Source organism: Porphyromonas levii DSM 23370 (assembly GCF_000379925.1).
GTDB classification, from domain to species: domain Bacteria; phylum Bacteroidota; class Bacteroidia; order Bacteroidales; family Porphyromonadaceae; genus Porphyromonas_A; species Porphyromonas_A levii.
Genome location: NZ_KB904239.1, coordinates 42,237 through 61,083 on the forward strand (window position 1 = coordinate 42,237; position 18,847 = coordinate 61,083).

The 18,847-nt window shown below is 44.7% G+C and carries 17 protein-coding genes; 12 read left to right on the forward strand and 5 right to left on the reverse strand.

Annotation, left to right across the window (positions count from 1 at the left end; translation table 11 throughout):
* The 4 genes from gltA to A3GG_RS0103290 all read left to right on the forward strand — a co-directional run bounded on the left by gltA (position 1) and on the right by A3GG_RS0103290 (position 3,783).
* Positions 1-1,479 (forward strand): NADPH-dependent glutamate synthase, encoded by a 1,479-nt coding sequence (gene gltA / locus A3GG_RS0103275; RefSeq protein ID WP_018357895.1) that lies wholly within the window; start codon positions 1-3, stop codon positions 1,477-1,479.
* A gap of 171 nt (positions 1,480-1,650) precedes the next feature.
* Complete coding sequence (locus A3GG_RS0103280; protein WP_018357896.1) at positions 1,651-2,484, forward strand: enoyl-ACP reductase FabI; 834 nt, start codon at positions 1,651-1,653, stop codon at positions 2,482-2,484.
* Positions 2,485-2,486: 2 nt separating this feature from the next.
* Positions 2,487-3,140 (forward strand): DedA family protein, encoded by a 654-nt coding sequence (locus A3GG_RS0103285; protein WP_018357897.1) that lies wholly within the window; start codon positions 2,487-2,489, stop codon positions 3,138-3,140.
* Positions 3,133-3,783 (forward strand): DsbA family oxidoreductase, encoded by a 651-nt coding sequence (locus A3GG_RS0103290; RefSeq protein ID WP_018357898.1) that lies wholly within the window; start codon positions 3,133-3,135, stop codon positions 3,781-3,783. The genes A3GG_RS0103285 and A3GG_RS0103290 overlap by 8 nt, the downstream gene beginning before the upstream one ends.
* On the opposite strand, the gene menA is transcribed toward A3GG_RS0103290, so the two are convergent.
* The 5 genes from menA to A3GG_RS0103315 are packed head-to-tail and all read right to left on the reverse strand — an operon-like array spanning position 3,780 to position 9,962.
* The gene (menA, locus tag A3GG_RS0103295; RefSeq protein ID WP_018357899.1) at positions 3,780-4,664 is read right to left on the reverse strand and encodes a 1,4-dihydroxy-2-naphthoate octaprenyltransferase; all 885 of its coding nucleotides are present in this window, start codon (positions 4,662-4,664) and stop codon (positions 3,780-3,782) included. The genes A3GG_RS0103290 and menA overlap by 4 nt on opposite strands.
* Positions 4,661-6,010, reverse strand: a complete 1,350-nt coding sequence (locus tag A3GG_RS0103300) for an aspartate kinase (protein ID WP_018357900.1) — start codon at positions 6,008-6,010, stop codon at positions 4,661-4,663. Before A3GG_RS0103300 ends, menA begins: the two co-directional genes overlap by 4 nt.
* Before the next feature lie 8 nt (positions 6,011-6,018).
* On the reverse strand, positions 6,019-6,708 hold the full coding sequence (locus tag A3GG_RS0103305) for a cell division ATP-binding protein FtsE (RefSeq protein WP_026215581.1): 690 nt from the start codon (positions 6,706-6,708) through the stop codon (positions 6,019-6,021).
* Between the two features lie 53 nt (positions 6,709-6,761).
* Complete coding sequence (tilS, locus tag A3GG_RS12765; protein WP_018357902.1) at positions 6,762-8,102, reverse strand: tRNA lysidine(34) synthetase TilS; 1,341 nt, start codon at positions 8,100-8,102, stop codon at positions 6,762-6,764.
* A gap of 3 nt (positions 8,103-8,105) precedes the next feature.
* Positions 8,106-9,962, reverse strand: a complete 1,857-nt coding sequence (locus A3GG_RS0103315) for an SLC13 family permease (RefSeq protein ID WP_026215582.1) — start codon at positions 9,960-9,962, stop codon at positions 8,106-8,108.
* Positions 9,963-10,324: 362 nt separating this feature from the next.
* On the opposite strand from A3GG_RS0103315, the gene cls reads away from it, so the two are divergent.
* The 8 genes from cls to phoR all read left to right on the forward strand — a co-directional run bounded on the left by cls (position 10,325) and on the right by phoR (position 18,831).
* The gene (cls, locus tag A3GG_RS0103320; protein WP_244973099.1) at positions 10,325-11,764 is read left to right on the forward strand and encodes a cardiolipin synthase; all 1,440 of its coding nucleotides are present in this window, start codon (positions 10,325-10,327) and stop codon (positions 11,762-11,764) included.
* A gap of 163 nt (positions 11,765-11,927) precedes the next feature.
* Positions 11,928-12,983, forward strand: coding sequence for a phosphate ABC transporter substrate-binding protein PstS (pstS, locus tag A3GG_RS0103325; RefSeq protein ID WP_018357906.1), 1,056 nt, complete (start codon positions 11,928-11,930; stop codon positions 12,981-12,983).
* Positions 12,984-13,083: 100 nt separating this feature from the next.
* On the forward strand, positions 13,084-13,935 hold the full coding sequence (gene pstC / locus A3GG_RS0103330) for a phosphate ABC transporter permease subunit PstC (RefSeq protein ID WP_026215584.1): 852 nt from the start codon (positions 13,084-13,086) through the stop codon (positions 13,933-13,935).
* Positions 13,936-13,939: 4 nt separating this feature from the next.
* A complete protein-coding gene (pstA, locus tag A3GG_RS0103335; RefSeq protein WP_018357908.1) occupies positions 13,940-14,836 on the forward strand; it encodes a phosphate ABC transporter permease PstA in 897 nt (298 codons plus the stop codon).
* 16 nt (positions 14,837-14,852) lie between these two features.
* Positions 14,853-15,698: a phosphate ABC transporter ATP-binding protein PstB gene (gene pstB, locus A3GG_RS0103340; RefSeq protein WP_018357909.1), complete on the forward strand. Its 846-nt coding sequence runs from the start codon at positions 14,853-14,855 to the stop codon at positions 15,696-15,698.
* Positions 15,699-15,724: 26 nt separating this feature from the next.
* Positions 15,725-16,444 (forward strand): phosphate signaling complex PhoU family protein, encoded by a 720-nt coding sequence (locus tag A3GG_RS0103345; RefSeq protein WP_018357910.1) that lies wholly within the window; start codon positions 15,725-15,727, stop codon positions 16,442-16,444.
* Entirely contained in the window at positions 16,404-17,111 is a 708-nt protein-coding gene (phoB, locus tag A3GG_RS0103350) for a two-component system response regulator PhoB (protein ID WP_018357911.1), read from the forward strand. Before A3GG_RS0103345 ends, phoB begins: the two co-directional genes overlap by 41 nt.
* 16 nt (positions 17,112-17,127) lie before the next feature.
* Positions 17,128-18,831 carry a sensor histidine kinase gene (gene phoR, locus A3GG_RS0103355; RefSeq protein ID WP_018357912.1) on the forward strand — a complete coding sequence of 568 codons (1,704 nt, stop codon included), beginning with the start codon at positions 17,128-17,130 and terminating at the stop codon, positions 18,829-18,831.
* Positions 18,832-18,847: the final 16 nt, after the last annotated feature.

Here is an 18,847-nt window from a genome sequence, read left to right on the forward strand (position 1 = left end):
ATGGATCTAATCAAAGAAAGACGTGCCCAAGAGTGGCGTGAAGAGCTCCGTAAGGCTACTAGCCCTAAGGAGCGTATGGCGATGACTAGGGTAGAGATGCCTGCCTTAGACGGTAAATACAGGGCTACGAACCATGAGGAGGTAAGCCAAGGTCTTACTGATGAGATGGCAAGAAGCGAGGCCAAGCGTTGTCTCGACTGTGTCAATCCATCATGTATGGAGGGTTGCCCTGTAAGTATTCATATACCTAGCTTTATCAAGAATGTAGAGGCGGGTAATATAATGGATGCAGCTAAAGTTATTCGCGAGACTAGCTCATTGCCTGGTGTGTGCGGTCGTGTTTGTCCTCAGGAGAAACAGTGTGAGAGCAAGTGTATCTACACCCAGAAGATGAATAAGCCAGCGGTGGCTATCGGTTTCCTAGAGCGTTATGTTTCGGACTATGAGCGTAAGGCTATCCTTAGTGGCGCAGTCAAGGAGGATACTGAAGAGATTGTCCCTAATGGAATTAAGGTGGCGATAGCAGGTGCTGGTCCAGCTGGTCTCTCTTGCGCTGGTGACTTGGCAAAGTGGGGCTATGATGTGACGGTATTTGATGCACTGCACGAATTGGGAGGCGTACTCAGGTATGGTATCCCAGAGTTTAGGTTGCCTAATGATATCGTAGACTTTGAGATTGATAGGCTAAAGGCGCTTGGTATTAAGTTCGAGACCAATGTAATTGTGGGTAAGACTATCTCCTATGAAGATCTACATGAGGAAGGCTTCAAGGCTATTTTTGTAGCAAGTGGTGCGGGACTTCCACGCTTCATGCATATCCCTGGTGAAAACCTAGTTGGTGTGATGTCTAGTAATGAGTACCTCACCCGTGTCAATCTGATGAAGGCTGGTCAGCCAGGTGCAGATACTCCTGTTTCTCATGGTAAGAATGTCGCCGTTATTGGTGGAGGCAATACAGCTATGGACTCTGTGCGTACCGCACTTCGCTTGGGAGCAAAGCGCGCTATCATTGTTTATCGTCGTAGCGAAGATGAGATGCCTGCTCGTTTGGAGGAGGTACACCATGCCAAGGAGGAGGGTGTTGAGTTTATGACGCTCCATAATCCTATTGAGTACGTGGATGATGGGACAGGCAAAGTACGTGCTATGCGTGTGCAAAAGATGGAGTTAGGCGAACCAGATGCATCAGGACGCCGTAGCCCAGTACCTGTAGAGGGTGCTATCGAGGAGATTGAGGTAGACCAGGTAGTAGTGAGTGTTGGTGTTTCTCCAAACCCTATTATTCCTACTAACTTCAAGGGGCTAAAGATTACTAAGAAAGGAACTATTGAAGTGAAAGCTGAGACCAATCAGAGTGATCTTGAGGATGTATTTGCTGGAGGCGATATTGTACGTGGTGGTGCTACTGTAATCCTCGCTATGGGCGATGGTCGTAAGGCTGCTGCTGGTATCCATGAGTATCTCCAGTCTAATAAGTAATATAAATCCTTTACTATAATCTACACACACTAGGGGTTGGCTATTCGGTAGCCGACCCCTTTTTACATAATGGACAGTGGAGGATCAGGTCTTATATTTGGCATAACGTAGCGGTATTTGTGCCAAAAATAAGTATCTTTGTCGCGGTAATAATTTTTGAAAGATAACGTTATGGCTTACGGTTTATTAAAGGGGAAGAGGGGAATAGTATTTGGTGCACTTAACGAGCAGTCTATTGCTTGGAAGGTAGCGGAGCGAGTAGTAGAGGAGGGAGCAACAATCACCTTGACCAATACTGCTATTGCGCTTCGTATGGGTACGCTCAATGACCTTGCGGCTAAGACAGGCGCCAAGGTTATTGCATGTGATGCTACTAGTATTGAGGATCTTGAGAATGTGTTTATCGAGAGCCAAAAGGAGCTTGGTGGTAAGATAGACTTTGTTCTACACTCTATAGGCATGAGTCCTAATGTGCGTAAAGGTATTCCTTATGATGATATCAACTACGCTAATATGACCAAGACACTGGATATCTCGGCAATCTCATTGCATAAGATGCTATCGGTGGCTAAGAAACTTGATGCTATCTCTGAGGGTGGTTCGGTAGTCGCACTCACCTATATTGCAGCACAGCGTAGCTTTGTGGGCTATAGTGATATGGCAGATGCCAAGTCACTTCTTGAGTCTATCACTCGTAATTTTGGCATGATCTATGGTAAGGAGAAGGGCGTTCGAATCAATACTGTGAGCCAGTCGCCTACTGTGACTACAGCGGGTAGTGGAGTAGAGGGTATGAATCTGCTTCGTCACTTTGCTGAGAAGGTAGCTCCTCTGGGCAATGCCGATGCCGATGATTGTGCAGACTACTGTGTAACTCTCTTTAGTGACCTTACTCGTAAGGTGACCATGCAAAACCTCTTCCATGATGGTGGTTTCTCTACCACAGGTATGAGCGCAGATGCTCTTGAGCAATACACTAAGGGTGGTCTTGATAATATAGACTAAGGATGGAGGATGTAGGATTTATCCAATGGGCGCTAGAGCACCTAAATTATTGGACAGTGACCTTATTGATGGCCATTGAGAGTTCTTTTATTCCATTTCCTAGCGAGATTGTTGTTCCACCTGCAGCATATATGGCTGCTTCAGGCGAGAGCGATATGACCTTCGTGGGTATTATCTTTTTCTCTACTCTAGGCGCAATGATAGGAGCTTTTATCAATTATTCATTAGCGCTTTGGTTGGGACGGCCGATAGTGCATCGCTTTGCAAGAAGTAGAATAGGGGGCTTTTTCCTACTTTCCGAAGAGGCTGTAGTGAAAGCAGAGCAGTACTTTAATGAGCATGGCAAGATATCGACGTTTATCGGGAGATTAGTTCCGGGTATTCGTCAGTTAATCTCAGTCCCTGCGGGGTTGGCTAATATGCGTATAGCTAAGTTTGCCCTTTTTACAGCACTAGGTGCGGGTGTGTGGAATATGCTACTCGCTACAATAGGGTGGTATCTACAGGATGTAGTGCCTTATGATCAGCTTCGTACTAGTGTGGAGCACTACAGTAAGCCTATTGGTTACGCGATCTTGGCCATTGTCCTCTTGGTACTCAGCTACATGCTCTTTAAGGCTTTATCAAGACCGAAGGTTAATATAACAAATGACTAAGAAGATAATTGTAGAGATTTGGGCTGATATTACTTGCCCCTTCTGTTATATCGGGGAGACCTTACTACAGCGAGAGCTTGAGCAATGGGTACATGCCGATATGGTGGATGTGAGGTGGAGGAGTTCGCTCCTTTCGCCACAACTTCCTCTTGAGAAGTCTTTTACTTGGACTGAGACTGTGGCTAGGATAAAGGCTCCAGAGCAACTAGCTCTTTTCCAAAAGAAGACTGAGGTATTGAAGCGCCTATCCGAGAAGTATGGCTTGGCATACAACCTAGAAACAGCTTACTCACACAATGCCCAGCGTGCAGCTAGGCTATTAAAGGCCGCAGGAGAGTTCGGGCTTACACTACGGCTTGCAAACCTATTTGGTCGGGGGTATTTTTCTGAAGGGAAGGACTATAGTAAGCCTGAAGAGCTAAGAAACACTGCACTTGAGGCTGGACTTCCTAAGGAGGTTATCGACAATGTGCTTCATGGAGATCTCTATCTAGCAGAGGTGGAGGCAGACCAAGTGCTGGCGGAAAAGTATACCCCTAACTACGTCCCAACGATCTACTTTAATGGCAGTGAGATGATAGAAGGTATCCTCAAACCGGAGCAGTTAAGGCGAAGTCTTGAGATGGCTTGGGAGAAGCTTTAAGAGAGTAGTGAACACATAACGACTACGCCGATTATCAGAGTCGTCATATTAGTATAGCGGAGGAGCTTGTTTAGGCTCCTCCCTTTTAGTCTACGAATGGCAAGATAACCATTGCCGAATAGTAATAACCCTACAATCCCAACAACGATGGCACCTACCCAGCTCCCTTCATTCCCCAATCCTATAATTAAGAATACGAGTGTCAATAGGGCGTTGATTAGGTAGAGCATCGGCCCCGACCTTCTACCCATTCTCACGATAAGCGTTCGCTTGCCGCTCTCCATATCTTCGGTGTAATCTCGGTAGTTGTTACACACAAGAATATTTGCCTCCCAAAGCCCAATCCCAAGGGCGAGGAGGATAAGATAGAACGGAGGCCTACAAGCTGCGATAGCATAATAGGCAGCCAGAATAGGCACCAGACCATAGAATAGCACTACAGCAAAATCTCCTAAGGCAGTCCTAGATAGAGAGTAGGGAGTCGCAGAGTAGGCAATCACACCGATAACCACTATTGCTCCAATCGCTATTAACCACCAATTGGTTAGAGCCACAAGAGAAATGCCTGCGATAGCGCACACAGAAAGTGAGAGACCAAGAGCCATCAACATCTGCTTTGGTGTTACTTCCCCAGTAGTCAGCAACCTCGAAAAGCCTATCCGCTGATCCGTATCTTCCCCACTCTTATAGCCGAAGTAGTCGTTAGCGAAGTTGCTAGAAATCTGAGCCGTAACGGCGACAATGAAAGCAAGTAGATACAATCCCCAATGCATATTATCTTCGGCAAGCAAAGCACCGAGCAGTATCAGCATTGGCGCAATGGAAGCACCTAGAGTGTGCGGACGGGTCGCATATATCCAAGTACGGATGCGGTCTTTCATACCCCCTCGTGAAAGAGGTGATAGCTCAGTAGGCGAAGAGATTCTATCTTATCCTCATTCCTAACGAGGATAGATACGCCATAGTTAGACCCTCCATAGGAAATCATTCGTACCGGTATATCTTGTAGCGCCTCTATTACTTTGCTCTCAAAGCCAACATTTTTCCAGTTGAGGTCACCCACCACACTAATGATAGACATATTCTCGTCTACTGATACATGTGCAATCTTATTCAGTTCAGATAGAATCTCCTCTAGTCTATTCGGATTGTCAATGGTTAGCGACACAGCTACTTCACTAGTTGTCACCATATCTACTGGAGTCTGATGACGTTCAAATATTTCAAATACCTTCCTCAGAAAACCTTGAGCCAGTAGCATGCGCGTACTCAGTATGCGGAGTACCGTAATACCGTCTTTAGCGGCTACAGCCTTAAGCTCACCTTCAATGATTCTATTAGAGATAAATGTGCCCTCTGCCGATGGCTCCATGGAGTTGAGCAAACGGACAGGGATATTAGCCATCTTAGCCGGATGAATACATGTTGGATGCAATATCTTCGCACCGAAGTAAGCAAGCTCAGCTGCCTCATCAAAGTGGAGATGACGCACCGCAGTTGTATGGCTTACCATACGAGGGTCATTATTGTGTAGCCCATCTATATCCGTCCAAATCTGAATTTCCTTAGCATCCACGGCAGCACCGACCAGCGATGCAGTATAGTCACTACCGCCACGCTTTAGATTGTCTACCTCGAGGTAAGCATTCCGGCAGATGTACCCTTCTGTAATAAATATTTGTTGCTGTGGGTAGTGGCTAAGGAGTTCAAGTAGTTGTTCCTTGATGAGCTTTTGATTGGGCTCACCCTGCTTATTGGTAATCATATAGTCCAGGGCAGAGATCTTGATAGCCTTCAAACCCTCTTCTACTAGGTGAAGGCGCATCATCTCCACCGATATTATCTCTCCTTGGGCTAGCACCTGACGCTCTTCAAAGTCGGTGAAATACTCCCCTTTGAAGCCGCGAAGGAAATCCATAATCTCAGCTACAAAAGCTCTGGAGGATGCTCTATTTTTCTCATCCTTATACAGGTCATGTATTACGGCATGGTACAAGCTTTCTAGCTCATTGATTTTATTGAGTGCTCCCTGAGCATTGTTGCTATAATAGAGTTGACTAATCTCTACCAGCCTATTGGTAACCCCCGACATGGCACTGAGGACAACTATCTTCCTCCCTTCGGTGCTGACTAATTGGGCTACATTTCTAATACGCTCAGCGTTACCTACAGAGGTGCCGCCGAACTTCATGACCACTAGATCTGAATAATTATTGCTTTGAATCATCGTGCCGATTAAATCTCTTCCCTTAATTGCATCTCTTTCAGTTTACCCTCTATCACTTGGACTATACGAGCTGGGTGCTTCTTCACAAGCGCATAGTTGTGCGTACTCATCAATACGGCTGTACCTGCATTGCTAATTTCTCTAAGTAGCGTAACAATCTGCTCTCCTGTGAGAGGGTCAAGATTTCCTGTCGGCTCGTCTGCAAGAATCATCTTAGGCTTGTTAAGTAGGGCACGCGAGATTACCACACGTTGCTGCTCACCACCCGAGAGTTCATGTGGCAACTTGTAACCTTTGCTTTCGAGACCTACCTGCTCCAATACCTCTGAGATACGGTTGCGTATAAGAGACTTATCCTTCCAACCGGTGGCTTTGAGGACAAACTCTAAGTTCTTTTCTACAGAGCGATCAGTGAGCAACTGAAAATCTTGGAAGATGATGCCGAGATGGCGGCGGAGATATGGGATTTGTTTCCTTTTAATCTTCCTAAGGTCATAGTCTGCAAACCGCCCCTCGCCCTGAGCAATAGGGAGGTCGGCATAGACCGACTTGATAAGTGTGGACTTGCCAGCACCTACACGTCCTATGAGGTAAACAAATTCTCCTGGAAATATGTCGAGCGAAGCACCATTGAGAATGATATTCTCATCGCGCTTCACAATTATATCTTTTAGCGTAAGTAATGCCTCTTCTGCCATCTCTATCATACTATAATATTATGGTGCAAATTTAGTCAATTCCCACCACTTCCCTAAATAACGCTCAATAAATTACCTAAAATACTTCCTAATTGTGTAGAAGATGTTTCGATGCCAATAACCAAAGCACTATCTACGTCGGTAGCTCTGGCCATCTCACTTATATCGAAGGGTAGTGCTGCAATTATCTCCCCATCGCACTCCAGTACAGGGCAAAATGGTCTGTAGAACTCAGGGACACCTTTCTCCCCTAGATACCTGAAGAGTGATTTTCGTCCTTGCTTCATGCCAAAGGGCCGGAACATATCTTCATGCTTTCCCATTCGCACCAATAGCTCCTTATCCCTATAACCATTGTCTATATACAGTATCTTCGTTCCCCTCTTTTCTCCTTTATGGATGGTTAATGAGTCGAGAACACATGAGTCCGTTAGTGGTATTGGCTCGAAGCCCTTGTACTCCGATTCATGTCCTATTATATACAACTTGCTCCGATATATCTGTGCCAGTGCATCTCTATTCCGAAAGGAAATACTCTTCTTGCTCTCTGAGCTCTCAAGCATATCCTCAGCTTGAGCATAATTAAACCCAAGGTAGTGTACCCACCTTTTGAAGAAGTATCTACTACTAGTACTGTGTATCGCTTCTCTTAGGTCGATACTATTTTCCTTTACATCAACATAACGGCTCTCAAATATCTCTTTCTGCTCATCCAGCACTAGTTGCTCTTCTTCGATGTGCGACATACTCTCCAGCATGCTAGACCTAAACGAAGGATTAAGCACTTCAAAAGCAGGTATCAATTTGTGCCTTATGTAGTTGCGCTTTATCTCAGTGTCTCTATTTGTGCTATCCGTCACATACTCTAGTTGTTGTGTTTCGATATACTTAAGCACCTCTTTTCTCGTTGTGGTGAGGAATGGGCGGAAGATATTACCATTGACCACCCTCATGCCTGCTAGCCCATTTCCACCAGTGCCTCTTGCCAGATTGAGTAGAGCTGTCTCTACCTGATCATCGGCATGATGCGCCACAGTAATCCATTGGCATTGCTTCTCAGATGCCACAATACCAAATACTTCGTATCTAATCTCACGGGCAGCCATTTCTATAGATATTCCTTCTCCCTTAGCAACAGCTTCTGTCTGAGCCGATGATATGGCAAGAGTAATACCAGGGAAGTGCGTCTTACAAAACTCCTCTACAAATCTCTGATCTCTCTCGCTCTCCTCTCCCCTCAGATGGAAGTTGACATGAATTGGGAGTATCTGGTAACCCATACTATACAATAGGTGGGCGAGAGCAATTGAGTCTGCCCCTCCACTTAGCCCTACGAGCACTTTTTCGTCTGGCGCTATCGTATGCCTAATCAGTCTCTTCGCTTCTTCTAGCATAACTTAGAATGGATAAATAAGGGGTAGCGCTACTACCATCACAATCAGAATCACCACCTGTAGTGGTAGCCCAACCTTGATGTAGTCCTTAAAACTATACTTACCAACACTCATCACCATGGCATTAGGGGGTGTGGAGAATGGGCTAGCAAAGCACATACTGGCAGCTACGGTAACCCCTATAAGGAAGGGCATGGGGTTTACCTCTAGCATCTGAGCCGCAGCTATAGCAATAGGAGCAAAGAGGATAGCTGTAGCAGTATTGCTGATAAACATTGTGAGTATGGAGGTGCCAAGAAGAATCCCCGCAAGTACGGCATAAGGACCCATTGACCCTAAAGAGTGTACAAGTCCATCCGAGATAAGGCTACTAAGCCCCGTATTCTCCATGGCAGTCGCTAGTGGCATCATGCAAGCAAATAGCACTACACTGTCCCAATTGATTGTATTATAAGCATCCTTAGCACTCCTGAAGCAGCCTCCGAGAATAACCAGCACAGTGGCAATCAATACCGATACCACAGGGGGCAACCAATTAAATACCATGGATAGAATCATGAGTAGGATAACAATAGAGGCAAAGGTGCCCTTATGGTCTAGCGTTATCTTGGAAGCCTTATCCTCTGGTTGCCCAATGACTACAATATCACTCTCCATTTGGCTCATTTTCGCAATATCTTCCCAGGTGCCTTGTACTAAGAGCATATCACCCGAGAGGAGCTTTGTATTGGAGATATCCTGTAGGAGATAATTGTCATTGCGTTGCACAGCTAGGATATTGACATTGTACATGTTCCTCAGGTGTGTATCCCGGACTAGTTTGTCGTTAAGGCGTGACCCTCTTAGGAGTACCACTTCCGCCAATCCAAACTGGTTGAACTTAAACTTGCCGCTAAACTTAGGTGGGGTGACCGCTAGTTCGGAAGTAGCATCGAAAAACTTCAGACGATTCTCCTCTGCAAATCGCTTTATATCATCAAACTCTCCCAAGACATACAGGAGGTCATTCAGCCCAATCTCAGTATCTCCTTCAGGTAAGTTGGCAACCACATTCCTACCAAATGCTGTATGGTGACGGGTACGGATCTCTGCTATCGTACAAGAATAGCGCTGAGTGATGGCGAGTTCCTTGAGGGTCTTCCCTATTAAGGGAGAGTCTTTTGCAATATCCAGTCTATAGAGATTATCTACAATCTTGTATTCATACGATAGTTGATGTTGGCTCTTGACTCTCGACTTGCCTCCATTGCTTTGCCCTTTCTCTCCTTTTTCTAATAGCTTGGACATTGGAATCAGCATCACCATACCCAATACTAGAATGATCAGACCTACAGGAAGGGTGGTAAAGAAGCCGAGCCCCTCATACCCTGCCTTCATCAACACACCGTGTACGATGAGAGTAGGGGGCGTACCGATAAGAGTCATCATACCGCTGATACTACACATGAAAGCCATGGGCATCAGTAGGCGGCTAGGATTGGTATTAGACTGGTTGGCTAGGCTTATCACAATTGGCATCAATATAGCAGCAGTACCTGTATTGCTCACAAATAATCCTACTACAACGGTCACGAGCATCACCATCATTGAGAGTTTATTGGGACTACCTCCAGCAAGAGCCAATGTCTTATTGCTAATCTTAGTAGCTATACCTGTCTGGGTTATGGCTCCGCCTATGATAAATAGCCCTGCAATCATGATGACTACCGAGTTGGAAAACCCTGCCAATCCCTCTTCGGGTGTGATTACCCCAGTGAGTACCAATGCCAGCATTGAGCAAATGGCAATGATATCGGAGCGAATCTTATCCCATACCAATAGTGCTGAAGTGAGCACTAATATTATAAGTGTCGCAATCATACTAAATTTCATTCCTATCGAGTATTTGCAAACTTAACTATTTTTTGAGACTATAGCACTTGCGGTATTGACCCTTTGTCTTTTGTCTCTTCCTCTTTCTGTAGGTACTATTTCCAGCCAGGCTCTAGGTATATCAGAGAAAGTCCCTCTAGGGAGAAACTGGAGTCCCTCTAGGGAGAAACTGGAGTCCCTCGCCGGAGAGACTTTTTCTACTCAGTAGTGCGCCATCTTATTTTCTATAGAGAGAGGAACTCTCTAGGCATGATCTTTTTTATCTATTTGGGTAATTATTAGTAAATTGCAGGTCGAATCACCTGATTTGCTATAGTATGGGCTGGAATATCTTGGGGAACATATTATTGATGATTATAGTTATTGGCATTATCTTTGTCATTATACTAGAAAACAGAAATCCACACAAGGCTATTGGTTGGCTAATCATATTAGTACTCCTGCCTGGCGTGGGGGTCTTGCTGTATGCCTTACTTGGGCAGGAAAAACTTTATCTGCGGAAGATCAATAGACATGCACCAGAGCACTTTGATCTCAATGAAACGCCCTCTTTTTCGGAGGATAATAAAGATCAAGTAGTCAATGATCAGCAAAAACAACTCTATGATATGGTGTATCATGCTACCCTAGGTAGCATGCTCAAAGCGGATGAGGTGGCTACGTTTACCAATGGTATTGATAAGTTGTATGCACTTCTGGAGGATATCAAGCGTGCCAAGCGTTTTATCCATATAGAGTATTATCGCTTTTTAGATGATAAGTCGGGGCAGCTTGTCTCGGAAGCTCTGAAGGAAAAAGCAGCACAGGGCGTGAAGGTACGATTGCTTTGTGACTATGTTGGAAGCTTCTCTACACGTAATTCTTTCTTTTCTGACCTCAGGAAGCATGGGATAGAGGTTCGGCAGTTCCTCAAAGTAGTGTTCCCATCTCTAAGGAGTGATATTAACTTCCGTGACCATCGCAAGATAGTGGTTATCGACAGCAATATTGGCTATATCGGGGGCATGAATATCGCTGATCACTACTCTTTTGGTAATATTAGGGGGACATGGAGGGACGCTCACTTTAGAATAACTGGTCTAGCTGTGAATGGTCTGCAAGCTGCCTTTATGTCGGACTGGTATGTAGCAAGCAAGATAGCTCTTTCTTACGACTATTTCTTAAATCCCATTGAGGGGCGACATGTACAGGCAGCACCTAATTTCTCGGATGGTTATGTAAGGGCACCTAAGGTAGGGGATGTGCAGATGCAGACTTTCACGAGTGGTCCTACAAGTCTGTATGATACTTTGCTACAAGTCTGGTGCCGAAGTATTTATGGGGCTAAGGAGCGTATCTATATAGAGACACCTTACTTTTTACCACCCGATGCCCTCCTAAAAGCACTCATTGGTGCAGCTCTAGGAGGTGTGGAGGTGTATATGGTTATCCCTGCAGCTAGTGACATCTGCCCCTTAAAGTTTGCTATCCAATCATACTATGAGGAGCTTCTGGAAGCAGGTGTTAAGCTCTACAGGTACGACGGTGAGTTTAACCACTCTAAGCTACTGACTATTGATGGAGAGGTATGCTTTATTGGTTCAGCTAATATGGACTTCAGGAGCCTTGAGCATAATTTTGAGATAACATCGGTGGTATATAACCAGCCTTTTGCTCGTCAGATAGAAGATATGATAAGGCAGGATATTGATAAGTACTGCACTGTTTACGACCTCGAGCGCTGGAAGAGGCGCAGCTTAGCCCTGAGATTTACACAGTCCTTTTGTAGACTATTCTCTCCTCTTATGTAACGCAAATGTAACAGCTCCGAAACACCATAGATACACCACCTTATTATCTTTGCGATAGAAAAAGGGAAGATGAGGATATAGGCAGTAGATAATCACAGTCTAGCATATTGCTAAACCTCATGAAGAGTATTCATAATGAAATGATAATAGGTGTATGAAATTAATGAAATGGTCAGTACTTGCTGTAATATCAGTGTCGCTACTCACAGCTTGTGGTAGTGGAGGGAGTAAGGTATCACTAAGTGGTGCAGGAGCTACGTTCCCTGCCCCATTTTACAATGATGCTACGAAACAGTACGGAGAGATTTCTGGCTTACGGGTGAGCTATGGCGCCACCGGTAGTGGCGCAGGTATCCGTAATCTTCAGGATCTTACTGTAGACTTTGGTGGTACTGATGTATTCCTTTCGGATGAGGAGATGAAGAGGATGTCTGGGGAAGTGCTGCATATCCCTACTTGTATCGGTGGAGTTGTGATGGGCTATAACCTTCCTGGGGTGACGGAGCTTAACCTTAGTCCTACTCTCGTAACCAAGATGTATATGGGTGAGATTAGTAATTGGAATGACCCACAAATTGCAGCAGTCAATCCAGGTGTCACACTCCCAGACCAAGCTATTACACCTGTATATCGGAGTGAGGGTAGTGGGACAACAGCTGTATTCTCGGGCTTTATGTCGGCAGTGGACTCAGTGTGGGCTGCTACTTTCGGTGCAGGGAAGTCGATTGACTTTACTAATGGCATCGCTGCAAAAGGCAATCCTGGTGTTGCTGGAGTAATCAATGAGACAGTAGGTTCGATTGGCTATTTGGGCTCTGAGTATACTTTGGCTCTAAATATCCCATCTGCTAAGATGCTCAATAGTGCCGGTAACTATGTGGATGCCAATATGGAGAGTATCTCTCTGAGTGGCGATGTCGCAGATATGCCAGATGATACCCGAAAGGTTATCTCTAATTCGGCTAATCCTAACGCTTATCCAATTAGTACATTTACTTGGCTGATTACCTACAAGGAGCAGTCCTATAATAATAGGAGTGTTGCACAAGCTAAGGCGTTGCAGAACTTCCTCCTTTATCTTGTGGGTGATGAAGGCGCAGAGAGTGCAAGTAAAACTCACTTCTCTCCACTTCCAGCAGCCGCAAGGGCAAAGGCTGAGGCTGCTATCAATAGTATGACCTATGGTGGTGCACTCCTCAAGGATCTCGGAATAGAGTAAGTCTTCATAGGGCTTTGGGTGGTGAGTGGTGGACAGTAGGTGCCAAAATATACTAGTTCATAGCTCACCACTTTTCTATTATTATTAAGCTATTGGTCGGATGAAAGACAAGTTGTTTAATCTGCTACTCACGTTCTCAGGGGTGCTGATTATTATGGTCGCGGGCGGTATCCTCTATGCGCTGATGAGCCAGAGTCTACCTGCTATCCAAGAATACGGACTATGGCACTTTATCACCTCTGCGCAGTGGTCAGATAGGGAGAATGTCTTTGGAGCACTCCCATTTATTATAGGGACCTTGATGACCTCGGTATTGGCACTTCTCTTCTGTATCCCTTTCTCACTCTCTGTAGCGCTGTTTACTGGTGAGTACTTTAGGGGCAAAAAGGTCGCTTTGGTTGTAGGTACGGTGGTAGATTTGCTTGCTGGTATTCCATCGATCGTATATGGTCTATGGGGCTTCTATACAGTTCGTCCACTTATGATAAGCATGGGGGTGAATGACCAAGGTATGGGAGTTTTGTTGGCTTCTATTGTGCTCGCTATTATGATTATCCCTTATGCGTCATCATTGAGTTCGGAATTTATTAGCATGGTTCCCAATGATCTTAAAGAAGGGGCGTATAGTTTGGGAGCAACTCGCTTGGAGGTGATAAAGAGCGTATCTATGCCAGCTGCAGGTAGCGGTATATTTGCTGCTTATATCTTGGCATTTGGTCGAGCACTCGGAGAGACAATGGCAGTGACTATGCTGATAGGTAATACCAAGAATATCCCGCTTAGTCTTAGAGATACAGGTGATACAATGGCGAGTGTGATTGCCAATCAGTTTGGTGAGGCTTCTGGTCTTAAGCTGAGTTCGCTCTTCGCTATTGGCTTCCTATTATTCCTCATAACTGCTCTAATCAATCTCTTCGCAAAGAGTGTGATTAAGCGTGTCAATAACCAATAATCCTATGAGTAAGATAAATATTGATACAATCTCTAAGCGCTCAGGCAACCTTAAGCGCAGAGGCGCTCTGAGTAAAGGAGTATTCTTTGCTGTTATCTTACTTAGTGTGCTAACAGCAGTCCCATTGCTCTTTATTCTCTTAGACCTCATCCTAAAGGGTTGGAAACAGTTTAACTTTAGTCTATTCACCGAGGTCGTGCCCACTTCTATGGAGGCGATGTTCGCGAGACAGACTGGTGATATTATCCCAGGTGGTATTCTCAATGGTATTACAGGTACTTTGGTGATGCTGGGTATTGCGATGGTGCTATCAATTCCTATCGGACTCTTTGGTGGCATATACTTATCGGAGAAAAAGGGAACTAAGATGGCAAATATCGTGCGCACCCTTACCGATATACTCCAAGGTATACCTAGTATTGTCTGGGGTATTGTGGTGTACATGCTGGTAGTGAAGGCTATGAATAGTTATAGTGCACTTTCGGGCGGTATCGCACTAGGGCTCATGATGATTCCAATGATTATCCGAAGTACCGAAGAGGGGTTATTGATGATACCATCGACCTATAAGGAGGCAGGGCTTGCACTTGGTGGTTCGTATACTTCCGTAATGTTCAAAGTGATTATTCCAAGCGCCTTCGGAAGTCTTTTCACGGGTATTCTGTTGGCTGTCTCCAGAGTGATGGGAGAGACGGCTCCCCTGATGGTCACAGCACTAGGGGCTACCTATGTGCACTGGGATATATCCCAGCCAATGAGTGCTATCAGTTTGCTGATATGGGAGTTTTATAACGACCCTAATCTAGCTGACTTAGTGTGGTCATCTTCTCTCCTTTTGCTACTTCTTATTCTTAGCATGAATCTTCTAGCGAAGTCTATTGCCGCTAAGTGGAGAATATAAATACATACGATTGATAATGATTATGAACGATAATAAGACCCCCCTCGGAGGTATTCCAGTAGCGGATGGCCTACTCGCTACTCCATCAATATCTAAAGGTGAGCTAACACCCATCATTGAGGTGAAGAACCTATCTGTATCCTATAGTCCGGAAAAGAAAGCTATCAAGGATGTAGATGTTACAATCTATAAGAACCTAATTACCGCAGTAATGGGCCCTAGTGGATGTGGGAAGAGTACCCTACTGCGTGCTATAAATCGCATGCACGACCTCTATCCATCTATAAAGGTGGAGGGACAGATATTGATTGATGGCGAAGACATGTTGTCAATGGATCCCATGCTAGCACGTAGGAGAGCGGGGATGGTATTCCAACGCCCCAATCCCTTTCCTACCATGTCGATTGAGGAGAATGTATTGGCAGGTTATAAACTGAATGGTATCAAGCTCTCTAAAGATGAGCGAGAGGAAATCGTACAAACTAGTCTAGAGAGCGTTGCTCTATGGGATGAAGTGAAGGACTCTATGAAGAAGCGGGGCTCTTTCCTATCAGGAGGTCAGCAACAGAGACTCTGTATCGCTCGTGCCTTGGCACTTCGCCCTGAGGTGCTATTGATGGATGAGCCCACGTCTGCACTCGATCCTATCTCTACCAATAGGGTGGAGGAACTCATCTTCGAGCTTAAGCAGCGGTATACAATCGTGATTGTTACACACAACATGAGTCAAGCTGCAAGACTTTCGGATAAGTCCGTTTTTATGTATCTTGGGGAACTAATCGAGTATGGTGATACCGAGCAGATGTTTACCAAGCCTAAACACAAGCAGACGGAGGATTACTTGACTGGCGTATTTAGCTAATTACTAATGGATAAGAATTAAGGACTATGAATAATAACCCTTTTACTAATCATATCAAGGATCAGCAGTTGCAGATACTTCTCAATCAGTTCGAGATGATTTCTAGGAATACACTGATTCAGCTGTCCATATTGAAGCAGCTATTTGATGAACCTAAGAGTAAGGAGCTATACGAGGAGGCTCTTGGCAATGAGATTATCATCGACCGCTTAGAGGTAAAGATACGAGAGGAGGTTGCTTTCTCTATCTTTAAGTTTTCGCCAGTGGCGGAGGACCTAAGGCGCATTATTGCTTACCAAGACCTTACTACTAACTTAGAACGTATTGGGGATATGGTACTCAATGTAATTCGTTTCGTGAGAGAAACACCCCTCAATGACCCTAAGTTGTATGAAGTGCGCTTGGAGATAGTCAAGATGACTGAGCACGTGACGCAGATGATTCGTAATGCTATCATGTCTTTTACCAGCGGGTCATTAGAAACAGCATACGCAGTCATTAAGAGTGATGATGTGATGGATGATATGTATCATCAGTTGAAGGCTATACACTGTAAGATATTCGCTCATGTCGAGCTTTCTCCAGAGGAGGTGAATTCCTTACTCGCCCTTGAAGGAGTAGGACATAATCTGGAGCGCTGTGGAGATAGCGCTACTAATATAGCAGAATCAACAATTTACCTTGTAAAAGGAAGGGACATCAGACATGTCAAAGAAGGAGACAACTCAGAAAATACTAGTCGTTGATGACGAAAGGGATATTACGGATATCCTACAGTTTAATCTCGAATACGAGGGGTTTGAAGTAACTGCTGCTGCTTCGGCTGAGGAGGCTATGGAACTACTCGACAATAGTTTTTCGCTATTAATTCTCGATGTAATGATGGGGGGAATGACTGGCTTCAAGATGGCAGACCAATTGCGCAAGAGTGGCAATGATATCCCTATTATTTTCCTAACCGCAAAAGACACCGAGAATGACATGCTTACCGGCTTTTCGATAGGCGGAGATGATTATATCAAAAAACCATTCTCTATCAAAGAGCTAGTAGCTCGGGTGCATAGCGTGCTCAATCGTGTTCATATTGCTTATCCCGTGGTAAAAGAGACCACTAACTTACTTGTCCGAGGGACTCTTACTATTGATCTTGAGACAATGAAGGTGTTTTCCTCAGAAGGATTAGTAGAAGTCACTAAGACGGAGTATGACATCCTGAAACTACTTGCAGCCAATGAAGGACGTGTATTCTCACGTACCGAGATATTGGATGCTGTATGGCCCGACAATAGTATTGTGCTTGAGCGAACGGTTGATGTACATATTGCAAGACTAAGGAAGAAGTTAGGGAATGCTGGTAATTGCATAGTTAATCGAGTAGGCTTTGGGTATACTTTTAGGTCTGAGCAACAATAATAATCCTGATGAAACTATGAGACTAGAAACACAATTTGCTCGAAAGTTATTCGCTTTGACTCTCCTTGTCTTATCGCTCTTTGCGGTATTGATGGTGGTCGTACAGCAAAAGTATGAGCACGAATCTCGCTTCGAGGTAATGGCCTCAAGGCTCAATTCCTATAATGAGATTATTGAGAGCGCCTTTACTGGAGGAAGGTTAGATGCTTTGCTGGGTGACATCCCGAGCAACCTGCGCGTCACCATTATTAGCGCCGATGGGAAAGTGCTTGTGGATACTGAGGCAAAGAACGTAGATCAACTCGAAAGCCACGAGAGTCGCCCTGAGCTACAACAAGCTAGGTTCTACAAGCATGGCTCACAAATTCGTGAGTCGGCTACGGTTGGGCACGAGCTGCTTTACTATGCTACCTATTATAGTGACCATTATGTCCGAACGGCTCTTCCATTCGATACAGACTTAAAGGGTGCACTTAAGGCCAGTAACTACTACGTATACGTTGCGATATTTTTCTTCTTCATTATGGTGGTCTTGGTCTATCTCCTGATACAGAGATACGATAAGATGATGTCTAGACTTAGAGAGCTCACGAGAGAGATTGCCAATAATGACTCCAAGATTGACCTAAAGGTAACTTACAAGGAACTAGATGAAGTCTCTAACGAACTAATCAAAATACTCGAGCAAAAGGAAGAAAGTAGGATGAAAGTCGAGGAGGCAAAGGAGCGCCTTATCGAACATTTTAAGTCGTCTAATATTGGTATTGCGCTATTTGATAATGATTGTAGTACTCAGTTTGCCAATACTCACTTTATCCAATATGCCAATATGCTTGCGACAACTCCGATAGTCGACCCCAGAGAGACAATTAATATACCACTTCTGGAACCTGTTAAGCGCTTCCTGCAGGAGAAGACAGAGCAAAATAGCTTGGCGCTCACTATTAGTCATAGCAATAAGATTTATGAGATTAAGACTCTAAAAAGCAGTGCCGGAGGCTATGAAATAACGATTGAGGATATCACTAAACAAGAAAAAAATAGACTCCTCAAGCAGGAGATGACTAGCAATATCACCCATGAGATTCGCACTCCTCTCACCTCCATTCGAGGATATCTGGAGACCCTCAATTTTATGGAACTGTCGGGAGAGAAGCAGAGAGAATTTATCGAGAAAGCCTATAAGCAGGCACTCCGTCTTAGTGATATGATGACGGATATCTCCTTGCTAAGCAAGCTGGATGAGGAGAGCCGACCTTTTGAGTTCGCAACCGTTAATCTGCATCAGGTTACAGAAGAGGTGCGTATCGCATACCTTACCAAAATTGCTGAGGCTGGTAATACATTCAACAATTACCTCCCCGAAGACCTTGAGATTAGAGGCAATCAGTCGTTGCTCTACTCAATCATTCAGAATCTCGTCGAGAACTCACTCCGCTATGCAGGGTCTGAGGTCGAGATGTCTCTCTCTTGCTATCATCAAGATGATAATTACCTTTTTTTATCGTACTATGATACGGGTAGGGGCGTTCAAGTGAGTCAATTGAATAGACTATTCGAACGCTTTTATAGAGTAGATCAAGGGCGTACGCGTGAGACAGGAGGTACAGGACTAGGTCTGAGTATCGTAAAGAATGCAATACTTGTACATGGTGGTCAAGTGCAAGCTCGTATTCATAAGTCCGGAGGATTAGAGATTTTATTTAATCTGCATAGGTAACTGCCTATTATAATGG

Coding starts and splice junctions, on each gene's coding strand:
- gltA (WP_018357895.1), top strand. CDS start 1: ATGGATCTAATCAAAGAAAGACGTGCCCAAGAGTGGCGTGAAGAGCTC.
- A3GG_RS0103280 (WP_018357896.1), top strand. CDS start 1,651: ATGGCTTACGGTTTATTAAAGGGGAAGAGGGGAATAGTATTTGGTGCA.
- A3GG_RS0103285 (WP_018357897.1), top strand. CDS start 2,487: ATGGAGGATGTAGGATTTATCCAATGGGCGCTAGAGCACCTAAATTAT.
- A3GG_RS0103290 (WP_018357898.1), top strand. CDS start 3,133: ATGACTAAGAAGATAATTGTAGAGATTTGGGCTGATATTACTTGCCCC.
- menA (WP_018357899.1), bottom strand. CDS start 4,664: ATGAAAGACCGCATCCGTACTTGGATATATGCGACCCGTCCGCACACT.
- A3GG_RS0103300 (WP_018357900.1), bottom strand. CDS start 6,010: ATGATTCAAAGCAATAATTATTCAGATCTAGTGGTCATGAAGTTCGGC.
- A3GG_RS0103305 (WP_026215581.1), bottom strand. CDS start 6,708: ATGGCAGAAGAGGCATTACTTACGCTAAAAGATATAATTGTGAAGCGC.
- tilS (WP_018357902.1), bottom strand. CDS start 8,102: ATGCTAGAAGAAGCGAAGAGACTGATTAGGCATACGATAGCGCCAGAC.
- A3GG_RS0103315 (WP_026215582.1), bottom strand. CDS start 9,962: ATGATTGCGACACTTATAATATTAGTGCTCACTTCAGCACTATTGGTA.
- cls (WP_244973099.1), top strand. CDS start 10,325: ATGATTATAGTTATTGGCATTATCTTTGTCATTATACTAGAAAACAGA.
- pstS (WP_018357906.1), top strand. CDS start 11,928: ATGAAATGGTCAGTACTTGCTGTAATATCAGTGTCGCTACTCACAGCT.
- pstC (WP_026215584.1), top strand. CDS start 13,084: ATGAAAGACAAGTTGTTTAATCTGCTACTCACGTTCTCAGGGGTGCTG.
- pstA (WP_018357908.1), top strand. CDS start 13,940: ATGAGTAAGATAAATATTGATACAATCTCTAAGCGCTCAGGCAACCTT.
- pstB (WP_018357909.1), top strand. CDS start 14,853: ATGATTATGAACGATAATAAGACCCCCCTCGGAGGTATTCCAGTAGCG.
- A3GG_RS0103345 (WP_018357910.1), top strand. CDS start 15,725: ATGAATAATAACCCTTTTACTAATCATATCAAGGATCAGCAGTTGCAG.
- phoB (WP_018357911.1), top strand. CDS start 16,404: ATGTCAAAGAAGGAGACAACTCAGAAAATACTAGTCGTTGATGACGAA.
- phoR (WP_018357912.1), top strand. CDS start 17,128: ATGAGACTAGAAACACAATTTGCTCGAAAGTTATTCGCTTTGACTCTC.